The sequence below is a fragment of the Anaerolactibacter massiliensis genome (assembly GCF_900290205.1).
Lineage (GTDB): Bacteria > Bacillota_I > Bacilli_A > Erysipelotrichales > Erysipelotrichaceae > Bulleidia > Bulleidia intestinalis.
Genome location: NZ_OLMH01000002.1, coordinates 248,514 through 266,548 on the forward strand (window position 1 = coordinate 248,514; position 18,035 = coordinate 266,548).

The following is an 18,035-nucleotide window of genomic DNA, read 5'->3' on the forward strand; positions in this document are numbered from 1 at the left end:
CCTCCTGATTTATTTGGGGAATCGGGTAAAATAATTTCTTGTTTTTTAGAGTGTACTATGATATACTGCTATTATCCTGATTTGAGGAGTCTACCAAATATGCGGCAAGGTATTCTTAAATAAAATTTGATAATGGGCGCAAAAATGATTGCCCCTTGCAGGGGCTTAGTTTTTGTACCCAATTTAAGAATACTTTTGCCTTTTTAGTAAATATCGTGACGGACAGCGGCTCATGTAAGCCGTCATACTTCTGTTTGTCCGAAGTCATGATCCCCAGCGGTAAAAGTATTAGCCGCTGGGGATTTTTGCGCCCATTTGGGCCTTGTATGGAGGATAGACATGAACATTATCAATATCGGGATTCTTGCCCATGTAGACGCTGGAAAGACAACCTTGACGGAGAGCCTGCTATATGCCAGCGGAGCCATTTCAGAACCGGGGAGCGTCGAAAAAGGGACAACGAGGACGGACACCATGCTTTTGGAGCGGCAGCGTGGGATTACCATTCAAGCGGCAGTCACTTCCTTCCAGTGGCACAGATGTAAAGTCAACATTGTGGATACGCCCGGCCACATGGATTTTTTGGCGGAGGTGTACCGCTCTTTGGCTGTTTTAGATGGGGCCATCTTGGTGATCTCCGCTAAAGATGGCGTGCAGGCCCAGACCCGTATTCTGTTCCATGCCCTGCGGAAAATGAACATTCCCACCGTTATCTTTATCAACAAGATCGACCAGGCTGGCGTTGATTTGCAGAGCGTGGTTCAGTCTGTTCGGGATAAGCTCTCCGCCGATATTATCATCAAGCAGACGGTGTCGCTGTCCCCGGAAATAGTCCTGGAGGAAAATACCGACATAGAAGCATGGGATGCGGTCATCGAAAATAACGATAAATTATTGGAAAAGTATATCGCAGGAGAACCAATCAGCCGGGAAAAACTTGTGCGGGAGGAACAGCGGCGGGTTCAAGACGCCTCCCTGTTCCCGGTCTATTATGGCAGCGCCAAAAAGGGCCTTGGCATTCAACCGTTGATGGATGCGGTGACAGGGCTGTTCCAACCGATTGGGGAACAGGGGAGCGCCGCCCTATGCGGCAGCGTTTTCAAGGTGGAGTATACAGATTGCGGCCAGCGGCGTGTCTATCTACGGCTATACAGCGGAACGCTGCGCCTGCGGGATACGGTGGCCCTGGCCGGGAGAGAAAAGCTGAAAATCACAGAGATGCGTATTCCATCCAAAGGGGAAATTGTTCGGACAGACACCGCTTATCCGGGTGAAATTGTTATCCTTCCCAGCGACAGCGTGAGGTTAAACGATGTATTAGGGGACCCAACCCGGCTCCCTCGTAAAAGGTGGCGTGAGGACCCCCTCCCCATGCTGCGGACGTCGATTGCGCCGAAAACGGCAGCGCAAAGAGAACGGCTGCTGGACGCTCTTACGCAACTTGCGGATACTGACCCGCTTTTGCGCTGCGAGGTGGATTCCATCACCCATGAGATCATTCTTTCTTTTTTGGGCCGGGTGCAGTTGGAGGTTGTTTCCGCTTTGCTGTCGGAAAAATACAAGCTTGAAACAGTGGTAAAGGAACCCACCGTCATTTATATGGAGCGGCCGCTCAAAGCAGCCAGCCACACCATCCATATCGAGGTGCCGCCCAACCCGTTTTGGGCATCCATCGGACTGTCTGTTACACCACTCCCGCTTGGCTCCGGTGTACAATACGAGAGCCGGGTTTCGCTGGGATACTTGAACCAGAGTTTTCAAAACGCTGTCAGGGATGGTATCCGTTACGGGCTGGAGCAGGGCTTGTTCGGCTGGAACGTAACGGACTGTAAGATTTGCTTTGAATACGGGCTTTATTACAGTCCGGTCAGCACGCCGGCGGACTTCCGCTCATTGGCCCCGATTGTATTGGAACAGGCATTGAAGGAATCAGGGACGCAGTTGCTGGAACCTTATCTCTCCTTCACCCTCTATGCACCCCAGGAATACCTTTCCAGGGCTTATCATGATGCGCCGAAATACTGTGCCACCATTGAAACGGCCCAGGTAAAAAAGGATGAAGTTGTCTTTACTGGCGAGATTCCCGTCCGCTGCATACAGGCATACCGTACTGATCTGGCCTTTTACACCAGCGGGCAGAGCGTATGCCTTACAGAACTGAAAGGGTATCAGGCCGCTGTCGGCAAGCCAGTCATCCAGCCCCGCCGTCCAAACAGCCGCCTGGACAAGGTGCGCTATATGTTCAGTAAGATCACTTGATACACCACAGCGAGGAAGGTTATTGCATTTCCCTGTCTTTCGTGGTAAAATATAGTTGTAAACCACCAGAGAAACCAATCTAATTTTACCGTTGATAGCCATTTCCTTGATAGCCAAATGATAGCAAAAGTTCGGCAAGCCCATAGGATAAGGATAATAGGTATCAGGAAAAATCAAATGATATCAAATCTCCCAAACAAAAGCGTTTAGAATTAAGTTTCATTTTGCGAGCTGGAATAATGCAGCTTTTGACTCAAAATGTGCTGAATTATTCTGAATTACTTGAAGCAGCAGACATTCTTCGGAGTGCCTGCTGCTTTGCGTTATCAGCGTTGATAACATTATGATAACAATTTGGCAACGGGGGGGAGAAATCCCCGCCGCTCTTTTCCCTTTGACACATATTCGCGCGAAGAGAGTATAATTTGTTATACAAATCATACTCTGGAGGCAATATTAATGAAAGCACCGGAAGGGAAATATGCATGGACGGCTACCGTCGGGGAGAAAGGACAAATCGTAATACCGAAACAGGCGCGGGATATCTTCGGGATCAAGCCCGGAGATACTCTGCTTCTTCTTGGCGATGATAAGCGGGGGATCGCCATTCCCCCAAAAGGAGCGTTTGCAGAATTGTTCAGGATCGCATTCCAAGAGCGGGATGGTGACAAGGAATGAAAAAGGTCGCCTTTTTCTGCATTCCTGCGCACGGTCATACGAATCCCATGCTACCGGTTGCTGCGGAACTGGTGGAACGAGGGAATACCGTCCGATTCTATTCGTTCGACGAATTTGAAGATAAGATCAATGCAACAGGCGCAGAGTTTATCTCATGCGATGCGTATCTTCCTAAACTCACGGAGCAGGAAGAAGCTGGACTAAAGAATATTTCCACGACAGAAATGACACTGCAGGACATCCGGATCACGCTTCGTATGGACAGCTTCCTTGATAAAGAGTTTAAGACCTTCAAGCCCGATGTCATTTATTCGGATTCCGTTTGTTTCTGGGGCAAACTGAACGCATGGAAGCATCATGTGCCACTGGTGGTCTCCACCAGTACCTTCGCCTTTAACCAGCTGTCATCACAGTACATGAAGAACACGCCGAAAGAGCTGGCAGATATGATTCTCGGGCTGCCGAGGGTTTCTAAGGAGTTAAAAACACTCGAACCCTACGGCTATCATGTGAAAGGCGCCTTGCCACTGGTACAGAGCGATAATCAGACGGACAGCATCGTCTATACTTCACGGCGGTTTCAGCCCTATGCGGAAAGCTTTTCTGACCACTACGCCTTTGTAGGGCCCTCTGTATTTTCAAAGGCCGTTCCGGATAAAACGAAGGAATGCCCGCTCGTTTATATTTCCATGGGAACCGTTATCAACGACAGACGGGATTTTTACACTAAATGCATTGAAGCATTGCGGGATCAGAATGTTAACGTCGTCATTTCATGCGGGAATGCTGTAAACCGTGAGTCATTGGGAGTGCTGCCTGACAACATCCATGTGTATCCCTACGTTGATCAGCTTGACATTCTTTCCAAAGCGGACGTTTTTATAACGCACTGCGGTATGAACAGCGTTTCCGAAAGCCTCTATATGGCTGCACCGATGGTGCTCTATCCCCAGACAAGTGAGCAGAAAGCAGTGGCGAGAAGGGTAATGGAAATCGGCGCAGGTACGGCTTTAAATGACGATTCCATTGACGGAATCCGGGCGTCTGTACATGAGATTCTGAGCAACGCCGCTTACGGAAAAGCCGCAGAAGTGTGCAGTACAGATTTTCGTTCTTGTACCGGTGCTGCCGGAGCAGCGGAGTTTATCGAAAATGCACCGCATTCATCGAACGGATTAGATGTTGTCGGTGAGCTGAATAAAACGACAGTGAGATTCCACTTCATATACTGGGCAACAATCATCGCCGCCATCAATCTGATCGGATTTCTTTTCAGCTGGAAATATGTGTGGATCATTGGTGTTGCAGCCGGTATTCTGTCTAATCCGATCGGCAAGGCAATACAAAAACGGAAATATTTTTCCATGCTGCGCAGAATCCAACAATGAATGGATTGTTTTCTGGGCATTACTTTTTTTCAGTAGAACTAAAGACTGGCAAGTTTGTTCCTGAATATGCGGGTAAAATGAATTTCTACCTGTCCGTTCTTGATGATCAGGTGAAAAGTGAGGCTGATAATCCGTCAGTTGGCTTAATCCTATGCAGGGACAAGAATAAGATTGTTGCAGAATATGCACTTAAAGATATGACTAAGCCGATAGGAGTAAGTGAATATAGGTTATTTGATGATGTTCCGAAGGAATTGCAGAATACTGTGCCTAGCTTAGATGACATAGAATCAAGGATTATAGATAAATATAAATGTGATTAATAGTGGAAGTCGGTTTGCACTATTATGCTAATGATTTGCGAGACAGCGTCCTGCAAATCTTAGGGGATATTTATGGAAATATGGGATGCATATGATGAAAAACTAAATAAGATTGAGGGAATGACCTTAGTCCGTGGAGAAGAAGTCCCGGACGGAGTTTTCCATCTTGTATGTGAAATTATAGTAAAACATGCCGATGGTACTTATTTGCTTATGCAAAGAGATCCAAGAAAGCATCTGGGCGGAATGTGGGAAGCCACTGCAGGAGGGTCTGCGCTTCAGGGAGAAGATCCGATGACTTGTGCGTTAAGGGAACTTTCTGAAGAAACCGGAATTAAAGCAGATAAGCTTACAGAAGTCGGCCGTGTGTTACATCACCTACATAAATCAATATATGTGGACTATCTGTGCGAGACTGATGCTGATAAAACCAGCGTGGTATTGCAGGAAGGTGAAACATCTGCATATAAATGGGTAACGGCAGAAGAATTGCGCTTAATGCCTCGCAATGAGTTGGCAACAATGAGAATGCTAAATTTCATTAAGGATTTGAAATTAGGGATTGGAGATGACGAATATATGATGAGTAAAGAAATAACAATTATAGAAGAGAAGAAATTAATCAGAAACAAAGAATTGCCAGAGAAATCCTAGAGGCATTATCTGACTGGTTTGAAATTCCTGAACCCAGAGAACAGCACATAAAAGAAAGTGCTGATCAGCCATTCTTTGCTGCGTATGATTCGAATAAACCTATGCATAATTACTGGCTGAAGAGGTACCACTCCAGAGACCTTCTAATCATTGACGACTGACTCCTCTATCCTGTCAAAGAAGGACAATGTGAACAGGTCCTTGATGTTGTTGAGGGAAGATATCGGCATAGTGCAACGATTTCCGGCTCTTAGTACGCAGAGGACGGCTGGAGAGAACGTCTCGGAAGCGGTGCAGTTGCCGAAGCAATCATGGACCGACTCACAGCATATGCAGAGCGGATCATTATCCTTGGCGACAAGTCAATGAGAACCAGAAATGACTGACATTCACCAACCTGGATAGAAACCTGGATAGACGACGAAACCCGTCTTGGAATAAAACAAGCTGGGTTATGCATGCAGGAAGGTGGACTTACAGCTCCGGAACGCAGGACTTCGGTGCCGGAAACGACTGGTAATTACTGCCCGTCCTTGACGCTCCGGATCAATGGCTTTGAAGATCCGTAACACTTGCCCTAGGATGCCCAGAATATTCAACAGAATCAGAATGCTTGAATGATGACCAAAAATTGACCCAAAAAAGGGATAAAAACTCGTATACAAGAGATAGTCTGTGTATTCAAAACAAAGAATTGTTAATAAAAATAATAGAAGCTAACGATAAATACTCCGTAATTATCGAGTGGGAATAGTTTCTAAAATCCCGCAAGCCCAATAAAATCAAGGGCTTGCGGGATTTTTTTGATTTCTCTGACCGCAAAATGACCGCACATGGAGGGAAAAATACCATAATATCAGAATTGCCAATTGGAACAACAGAATAGGATAACTTAGTAGTGGTATTTGTTGTCTTATCGGTTTTAATTACTGAAACTCGAGAAGACCGGTAGGGGTACTAATTGATGAGCGATCGACTGACTTGAATACCCTTACTGGTTGCAACCGTTGGGTATAAAGTAAGCGTCAATAGGACTGCAACTTGTTGGAGGCTGCCGAAGACCATATCCTGGAGAGAGGCTAAGGAGAAGGATTATGGTAAAAGATATTCATACTCATGAATGGTGGCTTCCGTTTCTGACGGAGTATCAGCAGAGCGGGAAAACCATCAAGGATTACTGCAAAGAGAAAGGGTTCAATTATGATGCATTCTACTGGCACCTCCATCGTGAGCAGAGAGAAGCCGTCGATGATTGCGGTTCTGATTGTTATGAAGTGCTTCCGGTCGCAGTAACCGATCACACTAGTGAGTTCATCAGGGTTGAGATCAATGGAGTTAACATCTGCGGAAGTACGGATGACCTTCGCAGGCTTCTGGGGATCTGATTATGAAACTGGTAAGAGATGACGTCCGGCTGTATCTGATTACCGGAACGGTAGATATGCGGATGGGAATTGACGGGTATATTGCAGTGGTGCAGAACAGACTGCATATGAATGTCTTTGATAATTCCATATTCCTGTTCTGCAACAAGGATCATAGCAAGCTGAAGATGCTGTACTGGGATTCTACTGGGTTCTGGCTATTCTACAAACGGCTTGAAAAAGGAAACCATTTCAAATGGATTCGTGATGAAGAAAATCATTCGGCCGCAATCACCGAGGAGCAGTACGGATGGCTGATGCAGGGACTGAAAATTGATCAGAAAAGGTCTATAGAAGCAGTCTCGAAAAAGTGTGCGTGAAGTCTCGGAAAAAGGCTTATTTATAAGCTTTTCTGAGGTTTCTGCGGTATAATAATTACGTGGAAACTGAGGCAGAATTCAAACAGAAATACAGTTCACTCACTGCTGATCAGATGCTTGATGCAATGTATCAGATGTATCTGGCCAACTGCTCTCTGAAAGAGAGAATCAACAGTGCTCGCCGTGATAAGTTCGGCTCAAAAAGTGAACATGTTTCTGTTGAACAGCTGTCTCTTTTTAATGAAGCTGAGTTTGTTGCGGATCACTCTTCGGATGAGGTTTCCGAGCCACAGCAGAAACTGGAAACGAAAAAGACGAAACAGAAGAAGTCTCGTAAAGATCATCTGAAGGAGCTTCCTGTAAAGAAGAGAACCGATCTTTACCCTGAATCCACTGAAGTGGATGGTCATAAGATGAAGGAGATTGCGCCTGAGGTAATCCGCATTTCTCATTACCAGAGAGCGGAATACTATACGGAAGAAATCATCTGCCATCGTTTTGCTTATACCTTCATCACTGAAGAAGGCGAAGAGAAAACGATCATTCATGAAGTGCCGAAGGAAAAGAAACCGAAGCGGATGATTAAGAATTCTCCTGCTTCTCCGGAACTCCCTGCACATTTTGCGTATGAGAAGTACATTCTCGGTCTTCCTTTCGACCGGATTGCGAAGCATCTTTCGAATAACGGAATTCCACTCTCTAAACAATATATCTGCCAGCTGGTGATTCACTGCGGAGAGAAATACCTGAAAGCAGTCATTGATCGAATGACTGCAGATCTCAGACAGTGCCATGTTGTGAACATGGATGAAACGGAACTGGAAGTACTTGAATGGCTGCAGAAAGAGGGACGGCAGGCGTGCAGAATCTGGGGAGCGCTGACAGGACCGTTTGAAAAGAAACAGATGGCTCTGTTCTTTTATAGCAAAACTCGAGAACAGTCTTTCCTCTACGGAATACTGGGGACACAGTTTCATGGAATTATTCAATCAGATGGGTATCAGGCATATACAAATTACTTGCCCGCTCTGATGAAAGTCGGATGTATGAGTCATGCTCGCCGAAAATTCTTTGATGCCATGACTGCAGACAAGGAAACCTACAGTGCATTCAAAAAAGCGAAGCAGAAAGGCGAAAAAGAAAAGATACTGAGACAATATCCGAGATTTGCGGATACTTTTAAGATGGTCGCAAAGATGGACAAGCTGTTTGATATTGAGAGAAGCCTTAAAGCTGAACAGGCGGATCCCGAAAGAATCAAAGAAGTCCGCAATGAGAAGGCAAGACCGATCATGGAGGAAATCCAGGAATACAACAACTATCTGAAAGTAACTTATCTGCAGACCGGCAAGCTTGGAGAGGCAGTTACTTATCTGAACAATCAGTGGGAATACCTGATGAATTATCTGAAAGACGGAGAGGCTGCCTTATCCAACAATCTTGCGGAACGCGAGGGAATGAAACCGATCGTTCTCGCCAGAAAGAACTTCCTGTTTGCGGATACAGAGAGAGGCGCAACAGTCAGTGCATATTATTTTTCGATTCTGATCTCTGCTAAGCTGAATCATCTGGATCCAGAGAAATATCTGGCATATCTCTTCCGTGAACTGACTGAACATGATCTGAGCCCTAAATCCATAGAACGAATCCTGCCCTATTCCGATCAGCTTCCCGATACGCTGAGAGTCAGATAGCCTATCAAAGATAATCCCCCGGCACATCTATGTCCGCCTTTTCAGACTTTGGTGTGCCGGGGTTAATACTATGCAGACCTATTGACGCTTACGGTATAAATTGGGTACATCAGTTGCAATACTTTTTTGATCAATAGAGTTAGTGGATGAACAGATGAGACTTCTCCACTGACAGATGTGGACCTGATTTTTGATATTACATTGTTCAAAGGACATGTTGAAAAATTAATTTGACACCAAATATGACACCATATATAATAATAAAAAAAGTACACAATGTCGAAATGGGAGAAATTACTAAGTCGCATTCTTTCTCTATCAAAAGACATGCGCTTTGATGAATTGAGGAAGGTGCTGGAGAGCTATGGATATGTGATGAACGCACCTAAAAGCGGAAGCAGCCATTACACTTTCCGCAAGCCTGGGAAAAGTCCTATTACGATTCCAAAGCATGAGCCAATCAAGAAAGTATATGTAGAAATGGTGCGTGAAGTCGTGGAGGAGGAATCATTACATGAAAACGATTGAATATTATATGAATCTTCCCTATAAGTTAGAGATTGTTCCGGATTCGGATGAAGGTGGATATGTTGCTCGCTATCCTGAACTTCCCGGCTGCATTACGGTCGGGGAAACTGTGGAATCTGTTGTAAAAAATGCTGCGGATGCAAAGAAGGCGTGGCTGGAAGCTGCATTAGAGGAAGGGACAGAGATTGCAGAGCCGGTTTCGCTCGACGATTATTCCGGACAGTTTAAGCTGAGAATCCCGAAAAGTCTTCACCGGACGCTGGCAGCGCATTCTAAAGAAGAAGGTGTCAGTATGAATCAGTATTGTGTGTATTTACTCTCTAAGAATGACGCACTGGAGAAGGTGTAAGGATACCTGATAACATTCCTTGATAACAATTTGATAACATCAGTTCGTAAACCCTGTCATGGAGCTTAACCCAAATGGGTAAGAATCAATATTTCATTTTCGAATTCGAATGAATCGCTAAGGCATATCTGCAGGCTCCTTCGAGCTCTGCCTTTGTTACCCGATCTTTGTGCCCTGACCATGTCATCGTGATCACTCCCATGCATGACTTGTACATGGATTCCGGATTGCCACGACTGACAAGAAGCTGGTGAATCAGTTTTTCCGTATACGGTCCGATCTCTCTTGCCTTTGCAAGGTACCACTCAGAATCCTTGACTCCCAAATTAACTGCGATCTGATGAGACTCAGGTCTGTGGGCGGGATTCGTATTGACGGTATTCAGCCTTGAGGAATAAACACGTTCCCGGCGGGCAATCGGCAGATCATTCGGTTTGTATCCTTTCAGATAGACCTCAAGCGTCGATAGATCGTAAAGGATGACGACATCCTTGCTGATATACTGGTAAGGAACGGAGTACTGCTGCCGATCACCTTTGATATGAACATGATAGGAATTAGGGACCGTCATGTAATATCTTTGGCGTAGTACAAAGTCCTTTTGCGTCAGGATCTTCATTTCCGGAAGATCTGTGTCCCGGAACCAATCCCAGCGATTGAAATCTGTGCCTCTGAACTTTTGCTGATTCTGCCTGTCGAGCAGCCTCCTGCATTCAATCTGAATATCTCGGAATGAGTGGAATTGCTCCTTATGCAGCTCAATGTCACTGATGATCCAGTCCTCGGAATGATGCTCATTGGCTTCGACATCGTTCTTGTCTGTCGGAGACCGCGGACGGGCTGGCAGCACAACGCATTGATAATACGCAGCCATTTCCTTGAATGCTTCGTTCAGATCCACTTCGTTGTCCTTGTTCCGAATCACTGCCGTTTTACAGTTATCAGGGACAAGTACTTTAGGAACAGCACCGTAGTATCGCAGGGCATGAACGTTACCAGCTATGTAGCTTTCCGTTGACATATCCAGGAACGGCTCAACATAAGCGAGTTCACTTGCACCAATGCTGGTGACAAAGAAGTAAATGGTAACCTCTTCGTTATCAAGAATCACAGTGACCGTGTCGCTGCTCCAGTCGATGTACATGCACTTTCCGGGCTCTTCGTTGCGCAGAAGTACCGGTTTCACTGAGAACTTTCTACACCATTGTCGGTAAAGGTCCAGGAATCTGGAATACGAATAACCATCAGGATTCTGTTCCCGGTAGTCAAACCATTCATGCATGAGTGATCGATGATGCGTGTGCCTCAGATGATCATGAACCTTTCTGAAGTCCGGCACCACCTTGTCGCGTCTTGGTTCGCTGCGCGAAGGAAAGAACCTCTGTTCAAGTTCTGCGTCAGTCATCGAGTCCAGTTCCGCAGAAGTCAGGTCGAGTTCTTCAGCCTTGCGCAGAAGGCGGAATACACTTCCTTTGCCGATCTGGCAGAACCTTCCGATTTCACGCTGAGAATAACCTTCCTCGCAGAAGCGGACAGCCTGCCGGATCACATAAGCACTAACTTTGACCATGAAATATCACCTCCTTTCCTTGAAACCAGTTTAGGTCTGAAGAGAAAAGGAGTAAAAAAACCGGGAATACTCCCGGAGAAACGGCCGTGTCGCTGGGCTCCACGGCATTGTGGAAAACTGCCCCAATTAGATTGTGTCTATGCCCCAATTAGATTGGAACTCGCGCCCCAATTCGCTGCGTTTTTGCATTTGATGAAGATGAGATCAGGAAATTTACTTTTCTCTATTCAGAGAAAGAACCAGCCCGGAAAGCGGAAAGAAGACTGCGGAAGAACTATCCGGAAGCTGAGTATCTCGTGATGAAAGGCTATGGACATTGCGGGTTTCAAATGGAAAGGCCGGAAGAATATGCTCAGCTGATGAGCAAAGAAGCATTCAGCAAAGTGGAAAGATCATGAAGTTCTATACCTTCGCAGATTATGAGAATCCCGTCATTCTGCTGATCTCGGGAACATGCTGCCACTGGACGATCTTCAGCGATGTGATCCCGCTTCTGCAGTAACTGGAATGGTCGGCATCGATGAACGATCAGAGTCAGCCGATCGGCAGGACTAAAGCTGTGAGGAGAAGGAATGATTTATTGTTTGAAAAGCTAACTATGATATTCTCCAGACAGAAGAATACCCGTGAAAACATGCCCTGGCCTCCATCTGAACATGGAGGAGAATCAATCCTGAATCGCAGGAACGCTGCATGAACATGCGGTATCCCTGCATTCATGCATGTGAGAATGCGCAGGGGGTGAAGACAGCTATGAGAACAGCAGTTCACAGAACTTCCGGATTTTCTGCTTCTGCAGAAACGGTATTTTCTGAACTCCAGAAACTGCAGACGCTGCAGAAGGTGGCTGCTCCATGGGCTTCTTTTGTCCAGGTACAGCCAAACCAGGATACGTTCTGGAAAGCAGGAATCGATTATGCATTCCGTTTTCGTGTATTCGGATTTCTTCCGCTTGGAATTCATCGGATTCATGTCGTGCGTTTCGGATTGTCAGAAGGAATTTATACCGAAGAAAGAAATGATCTCGTGCCATTATGGAATCACGAGATCATTCTGTCTGCAGAAGATGAAAAGCATTGTCTGTATACGGATCATGTTGAACTCGATGCGGGCTGGAAGACTCCAGCTGTCTGGCTCTGAGCAGAACTGTTCTATGCACATCGTCAGCGCAGATAGACCCGATTGCTCAGCCGCCGAATCTGAGATTTCCGAAGATGATGATCAATGAAGATGTCCTGTCTTCCTCAGTCGATTCACAAGAACGGGAAGCAGGATCAGCTGCAGGATAATGCCAGGCAGGGCATTGAGGAATCCGCCGGCAAGAAATGCCTGGAATGTGAAATGGGCTGCTCCGGTGCTGAGCAGTATGGTTTCAGCGATTCCCCATACGATGCGCCCGGCGATCATGCCTGAAATCAGAGAAAGATAAATCGTCTTCAGGTCTTTTGCTCTGGAACGATGGTAGATCATTCCGGTCACTTCACCATAGGCGGCAAGTTCAAAGGCCATGGCGATTGCATTCGGAAACATTGCCGGCATGCCGAATAAGGCGCTGCGAAGAAGCGGGCATAAGAAGCCGATCAGCGCTGCATAGCGGCCTCCGCATACATAAGCGGCGAGAAAGACCGGCCAGTGCATCGGCAGCAGCATCGCTCCGATGGCCGGAATCTGGAGCACCAGAAACGGCAGGATAAGTCCGAGTGCGAGAAATATTGCAGAGAGAGTCAGTGTATGAACTTCTGCGGTCAAAATCAGGATCCCCTTTCTTCCTGAACATTCATGTTCTTGCGGATCAAGCAGCATTCAGACTGCCTCGGGGCTTCGTGCCAGCAGTTATTGTATCACCTGACTGCGAAGATACGGAAAGATGGTGCAGCATTTCCGACCGAAGTGAGAGGCATCAAAAAGATCCTGGATTGCCCAGGACCTTTCATGCATGAATCTGCTATTCCAGTTTCTCGGCATGCAGAACCCGATGAAGTTCTTCTGAGGTCATCAGTCCTTCTTCAATGACTTTCTCGCAGAACTTCTTCCGGTCATTGCCGCATTCTGATGCAAGCTCAGATGCTTTCTCATATCCGATATACGGAGATAAAACCGTGGCATAGATCAGCGCATGATCCAGATGTTTCCGGCAGCCGGCAAAATCTGCTTCCAGAAGATCAATGCATTTTTCCTGAAGCGTTCTTACTGCCTGATCCAGCACAGTCAGGCTTTCCAGCAGGCGGTCGGAGATCAGCGGCATGAACGCATTGAGCTCGAAGTTTCCCATCGAAGCAGCTGAGGTGATGGCATTGTCATCAGCGATCACAGCAAGCGCAGCTTGCGTGACCATCTCCGGGATGACCGGGTTCACCTTTCCAGGCATGATGGTGCTTCCTTCCTGAAGAGGTTTCAGATGTATTTCGCTGAGCCCTCCGTAAGGACCGGAATTCATGATCCGAAGGTCCGTGGAGATCTTGATCAGGTTGACCGCAAGTGCCTTGAGCAGACCTGATACTTCAACGAACACGTCGCAGTTCTGCGTCAGGTCCATCGGATATTCCGCTCTTGCAAGGCCGTATCCGGTAAGCTCCTGCAGATGATCCGTTACCCGGTACATATACTGTCTTGTCGTGTTATTCCGATTTCCGACCGCGGTTCCTCCGAGATTGATCTGCCGGAGGCGTTCCTCCACTTTGTAGATCCGCCAGCGGTCCCGGGCAATTGCCTGGGCATAGGCACCGAATTCTTCTCCGAGCGTGATCGGAACGGCATCCATCATCTCAGTCCGTCCGAGCTTCACGACCCGGTCGTATTCCTGTTCCCTGCGCTGCAGGCTTTCCTGCAGTCTGCTGCAGCTCTGACTGAGCGCCCGAACCAGACCGATGGAAGCGATTCGGAGCGCAGTGGGATAGACATCGTTGGTCGACTGGCCCATATTCACATCATCGAGTGGATGAAGATATACATATTCGCCAGGCTTATGGCCCATGTGTCTCAGGCCGAGATTGGCAAGCACTTCATTCACGTTCATGTTTGTCGTCGTTCCAGCACCGCCCTGCAGGGCATCGGCAGGAAATGCAGAACGGAATGAATGAGAATCACGCAGGATCTCATCACAGGCAGAAATGATTGCCTCTGCTTTTTCTTCCGGCAGTCTGCCGGTATCCTGATTTGCGAGTGCGGCTGCTTTCTTCACGGTGATCATTGCTGTGATCAGTTCCATGCGTACCGGTCTTCCGGTTACCTGGAAGTTGGAAAGCGCCCGGGCAGTTTCAATTCCGTACAGACACTCTTGCGGAAGCTCCATCGAGCCAAGCAGGTCTTTATCTTCTCTGGTTCTTTCTTTCATAGGTCTTTGTGATTCTCCAGATAGGCAGAGATTGAAGGGAATGGTTCCAGACTCCGTCTCAGGATTCCCCGCATGCAGGCAATCGCAATGCCGTAATTCGTGATCGGAACACCGGCATCTTCTGCGCATGCGATCCGGTATTTCATTTCACGCTCGTTCAGCGTGCATCCTCCGCAGTGAATGATCATCCGGTAGGAGGAGAGATCTTCCGGAAATTCCGTTCCGCTGGAATAGCTGAATTCCGGTTCGACGCCTGTATAATTCCGGACCCAGCGGGGAATCTTGACGGACCCGATATCATCACACTGCCGATGATGCGTGCATCCTTCGGAAATGAGAACGCGATCTCCGTCTTTCAGCTGATCCAGTATACTGACTCCTTTTACCAGGGTCTCGAGATTTCCCTTATAGCGAGCCATCAGAATCGAGAAAGAAGTCAGAAGAATATCTTTCGGGGTATCGGCAGAAACCTTGGCAAATACCTGGCTGTCCGTGATCACGATCTTCGGCTTCTTTCCGAGATTCTCCAAGGTTTCTCGCAGTTCATATTCCTTGCATACAATTGCGGTGGCATCTGCTTCAAGGATGTCGCGGATCGTCTGCTGCTGCGGAAGAATCAGTCTTCCTTTCGGAGCAGCTTTATCAATCGGAACGACAAGCACTGCAAAATCAGAAGGAGAAAGCAGATCTCCCACAATGCGGAACTTTTCTTCCGGGACATGATAGACCGAAGCGAGCAGTTCCCTCAGCTCAGGAATATGGTATCCGGTAGAAGCACTGACTTCGATGACCGGAAAACCGGTGTTTTCCGGCAGAGAGACTTTCTGATTTTCTGGCATCAGATCATGCTTGTTCATCACGATGATGCATGGAATCTGCTTCTTCGCAATCCGGTTCAGAATTGCTTCGTCTTCCGGTGAAATCCCCTGACGCTCATCGATGACGAGCAGGGCAATATCTGTCTTGTTGAGAATCTGCCAGCTTTTATGAACCCGCAGTTCTCCAAGCTTTCCGGTATCGTCAAGCCCTGGGGTATCGATCAGCAGTACCGGGCCTAAAGGAAGAATTTCCATTGCTTTGTATACGGGATCCGTAGTGGTTCCGGACACTTCTGAAACCACCGCAAGATCCTGTCCGGTAATTGCATTGATCAGACTGGATTTTCCTGCATTCCGCTTTCCGAAGATGCCGATATGAACTCGTTCGGCATTGGGCGTATGATTCAGACTCATGATTGATTTCTCCCTTCGCTGTCAGAAGACTGACTGTCATCTTCCGGATCAGAGATCCTGCCGCTGTCTATTATACCAGCAGGATGCAGAAACAATTCTGTGCATGCGTGAAAACTCTGCTTCTGAATCTGGAGCAGTCATCAGGTTTATGTACCTATAGACCATGTCTCAATTATGAGACCAAGCACCGGAAACTGCCTGAAACAAGGCACTTTCTGAATTCTTTTCCGCTCTGCGGGGGCAAAGCATTTTGATGCTTTCATGAAACTGAAAAGGACTGCCTCAGTAAAGTGGCCCCGTTGTCAAGGACAGTTTTCTGACAGTTCGGGTTTCTGAGGGTCACATGCATTGATCAAGACGGAAGACAGCTGAATCATAGCTGTCTTCTTTCTGTATTCAGCAGGTTTCAGAGAGATGTTTCCGGATCATCAGTGCTCGGATGATTCATTCTGCGCATGACGAAAACATCTTCTGGCCAGGGGAAGTAAGCTGCTCTATTCTTTCTGTGCCTGTATCAGTAAAGAGCGTCCATTTCTGTGACGTAGTCAAATGGCGGTGTGTTCTTCCATTCCTGCGGATTCTCAAGCTTCTTCTTCAGTTCTTCATCTGCTGTTTCGTAAGCTTTTCCTGCTGCTCTCACTCGCTCCAGAAGTGCTTCCAGTTCTCTGATTTCCTCATTGGAGTCTTCAATGAGCGTATTCAGTTTCTGAATTTCTTTCTTCAGCTTCTTCTGATCTGTCGCAATGATGTGCATCGGAAGGAGCTTCTTTTCTGCTTCCTTCTTCTTCTGAACGTTTTCTTCCCGCTTCTTCTTCAGATAGTTCAGATGATCCTCTACCAGGCTTTCAACCGGCCTCATCCGATCTCCTGCGATACCGTAGTAGTTATCTAATGGATAGACTCCTGTAGTCTTGTACTGATAGAACTCCGCAGGAGTAAGACCGGCAAGATCATACTGATAAGCTTTCTCATTGTAGTGGTGCATATAGCCTGCAATCAGATCTCTGACTGTCTGATAGTCCGGACACATCTCGATCAGCTTCAGAAGCTGGCACTTCATTCTTCCGAAGAAGGATTCCATCGGTGCGTTGTCCTGGCTGTTCCCTCGCCTGGACATGGACTGCACGAAGCCGTCATCTTCGAGCAGCTTCTGAAAGGTAACGGACAGGTACTGACTCCCCTGATCGGAATGAATCAGAGCGTCCGGATGATTCAGTTCGCTGCGATGCTGGTCCATCATACGGTGATAGGCTTCTGTAACCAGAGAGACATCCATATGCCTGCTTACTGCTGATCCCAGGATTTCCCTCGTGAATCCATCCTTGAACGCACACAGATAGCAGAGCTCGCGATTACTTCCATAGTAGAGATAGGTAATGTCTGTCAGGATCACTTTCCGCGGGCTGTCACCGAAGTCACGATCGACATAGTTCTGCTTGGCATCACATGGATGGAAATGAGTTGCCTGTCCCTTATAGGCATCTTTATGAGGGACATATGCGGTAATGCGCATTTCTTTCATCAGTCTGGTGATCCGTTTTCTGCTCACCCTGAGATCGTAATCACGCCACAGGTAAGTACGGAAGGTCCGCGCTCCGGGAATTCCGCAGTGCTTATGGATGATTGAGATCATCTTCTCCTTGATCTCCCGGTCTTCTTTCTGCGTTTTCGTTTCCACAGGATTCTCAAATCGTTTCTTCCAGCTGTAATAGCCGCTGGAACTGCAGCCGAAGATCCGGAACAGATCTGATGCCGAGAACTGATGAACATGTCCTGCTGGCTGAGTCTCCTGCTTCTGAAGAGTGTAATACACCATTCTGAACTTCTGATGGTTCTTCAGTTCGGATTCGATGATGTATTCGTCTCCGCCAATAGTTCGTGTACTTTTTTTTCCAGTTCGAGCAGTGCTTCCAGATAAGCTGTCCGTGCTTTGTAATAAGCGGCTTCTTCCTCCGGCGTCAGATCTCCCATCTCATCACGGGGAATACTCCCGTCAAATCTGGAAGGATCAACGAACGATCCGTCTTTCTCCATCTCTCTGGCACGCTTGGCAGCACTGTTTGCACGATCAGTACCCAGTTCCTTTACCGGGAAGCCGAGTGATTCATAAGCTTCCACTCCCGTCATTCCTTTGTTCATCTGCTGACACATCCTGATATAGAACTCCGTCTTGTAGATCAGATTCGTTCCGTGAATGTCCTTCACGTATTCGTTCTTCTCTGCAATTTCCTGAATGGCACTGCGTTTCTCGTAATACTTCGTTTTCTTCTTACCCATCTCTA

17 protein-coding genes are annotated in these 18,035 nt (G+C 47.2%); 11 read left to right on the forward strand and 6 right to left on the reverse strand.

Features of this window, described 5'->3' with window-relative positions:
* Positions 1-339 precede the first annotated feature (339 nt).
* From tet(W) to C7E00_RS04795, 10 genes are all read left to right on the forward strand, one after another.
* The gene (tet(W), locus tag C7E00_RS04750) at positions 340-2,259 is read left to right on the forward strand and encodes a tetracycline resistance ribosomal protection protein Tet(W) (RefSeq protein WP_105303201.1); all 1,920 of its coding nucleotides are present in this window, start codon (positions 340-342) and stop codon (positions 2,257-2,259) included.
* A 459-nt stretch (positions 2,260-2,718) separates the two neighbouring features.
* Positions 2,719-2,937 (forward strand): AbrB/MazE/SpoVT family DNA-binding domain-containing protein, encoded by a 219-nt coding sequence (locus tag C7E00_RS04755; protein ID WP_105303202.1) that lies wholly within the window; start codon positions 2,719-2,721, stop codon positions 2,935-2,937.
* On the forward strand, positions 2,934-4,325 hold the full coding sequence (locus C7E00_RS04760) for a macrolide family glycosyltransferase (RefSeq protein WP_105303203.1): 1,392 nt from the start codon (positions 2,934-2,936) through the stop codon (positions 4,323-4,325). Before C7E00_RS04755 ends, C7E00_RS04760 begins: the two co-directional genes overlap by 4 nt.
* The gene (locus C7E00_RS04765) at positions 4,322-4,648 is read left to right on the forward strand and encodes a PDDEXK nuclease domain-containing protein (protein ID WP_105303204.1); all 327 of its coding nucleotides are present in this window, start codon (positions 4,322-4,324) and stop codon (positions 4,646-4,648) included. Before C7E00_RS04760 ends, C7E00_RS04765 begins: the two co-directional genes overlap by 4 nt.
* A gap of 72 nt (positions 4,649-4,720) precedes the next feature.
* Positions 4,721-5,302: an NUDIX hydrolase gene (locus C7E00_RS04770; protein WP_105303205.1), complete on the forward strand. Its 582-nt coding sequence runs from the start codon at positions 4,721-4,723 to the stop codon at positions 5,300-5,302.
* A 1,094-nt stretch (positions 5,303-6,396) separates the two neighbouring features.
* Positions 6,397-6,687 carry an IS66 family insertion sequence element accessory protein TnpA gene (gene tnpA, locus C7E00_RS04775; RefSeq protein ID WP_105303206.1) on the forward strand — a complete coding sequence of 97 codons (291 nt, stop codon included), beginning with the start codon at positions 6,397-6,399 and terminating at the stop codon, positions 6,685-6,687.
* Positions 6,688-6,689: 2 nt separating this feature from the next.
* On the forward strand, positions 6,690-7,046 hold the full coding sequence (gene tnpB, locus C7E00_RS04780; RefSeq protein ID WP_105303207.1) for an IS66 family insertion sequence element accessory protein TnpB: 357 nt from the start codon (positions 6,690-6,692) through the stop codon (positions 7,044-7,046).
* 59 nt (positions 7,047-7,105) lie between these two features.
* Positions 7,106-8,740: an IS66 family transposase gene (gene tnpC, locus C7E00_RS04785; protein ID WP_105303208.1), complete on the forward strand. Its 1,635-nt coding sequence runs from the start codon at positions 7,106-7,108 to the stop codon at positions 8,738-8,740.
* Positions 8,741-9,016: 276 nt separating this feature from the next.
* Positions 9,017-9,268, forward strand: coding sequence for a type II toxin-antitoxin system HicA family toxin (locus C7E00_RS04790; protein ID WP_105303209.1), 252 nt, complete (start codon positions 9,017-9,019; stop codon positions 9,266-9,268).
* Complete coding sequence (locus C7E00_RS04795) at positions 9,255-9,617, forward strand: type II toxin-antitoxin system HicB family antitoxin (protein WP_105303210.1); 363 nt, start codon at positions 9,255-9,257, stop codon at positions 9,615-9,617. Before C7E00_RS04790 ends, C7E00_RS04795 begins: the two co-directional genes overlap by 14 nt.
* An 85-nt stretch (positions 9,618-9,702) precedes the next feature.
* On the opposite strand, the gene istA is transcribed toward C7E00_RS04795, so the two are convergent.
* Positions 9,703-11,187 (reverse strand): IS21 family transposase, encoded by a 1,485-nt coding sequence (istA, locus tag C7E00_RS04800; protein WP_105303211.1) that lies wholly within the window; start codon positions 11,185-11,187, stop codon positions 9,703-9,705.
* A gap of 753 nt (positions 11,188-11,940) precedes the next feature.
* Here istA and C7E00_RS04805 point away from each other — a divergent pair.
* Positions 11,941-12,327, forward strand: coding sequence for a hypothetical protein (locus C7E00_RS04805; protein WP_135358164.1), 387 nt, complete (start codon positions 11,941-11,943; stop codon positions 12,325-12,327).
* An 81-nt stretch (positions 12,328-12,408) separates the two neighbouring features.
* Here C7E00_RS04805 and C7E00_RS04810 read toward each other — a convergent pair whose 3' ends face one another.
* The 5 genes from C7E00_RS04810 to C7E00_RS04835 form a co-directional block, all read right to left on the reverse strand.
* Positions 12,409-12,936, reverse strand: a complete 528-nt coding sequence (locus tag C7E00_RS04810) for an ECF transporter S component (protein WP_204378564.1) — start codon at positions 12,934-12,936, stop codon at positions 12,409-12,411.
* A gap of 196 nt (positions 12,937-13,132) precedes the next feature.
* The gene (locus tag C7E00_RS04815) at positions 13,133-14,521 is read right to left on the reverse strand and encodes an aspartate ammonia-lyase (protein ID WP_105303214.1); all 1,389 of its coding nucleotides are present in this window, start codon (positions 14,519-14,521) and stop codon (positions 13,133-13,135) included.
* Positions 14,518-15,753: a [FeFe] hydrogenase H-cluster maturation GTPase HydF gene (gene hydF / locus C7E00_RS04820; RefSeq protein ID WP_105303215.1), complete on the reverse strand. Its 1,236-nt coding sequence runs from the start codon at positions 15,751-15,753 to the stop codon at positions 14,518-14,520. The genes C7E00_RS04815 and hydF overlap by 4 nt, the downstream gene beginning before the upstream one ends.
* 514 nt (positions 15,754-16,267) lie before the next feature.
* Positions 16,268-17,569, reverse strand: a complete 1,302-nt coding sequence (locus tag C7E00_RS04830) for an IS3 family transposase (protein ID WP_105302472.1) — start codon at positions 17,567-17,569, stop codon at positions 16,268-16,270.
* A gap of 20 nt (positions 17,570-17,589) precedes the next feature.
* Positions 17,590-18,030 (reverse strand): hypothetical protein, encoded by a 441-nt coding sequence (locus C7E00_RS04835; protein ID WP_105302473.1) that lies wholly within the window; start codon positions 18,028-18,030, stop codon positions 17,590-17,592.
* Positions 18,031-18,035: the final 5 nt, after the last annotated feature.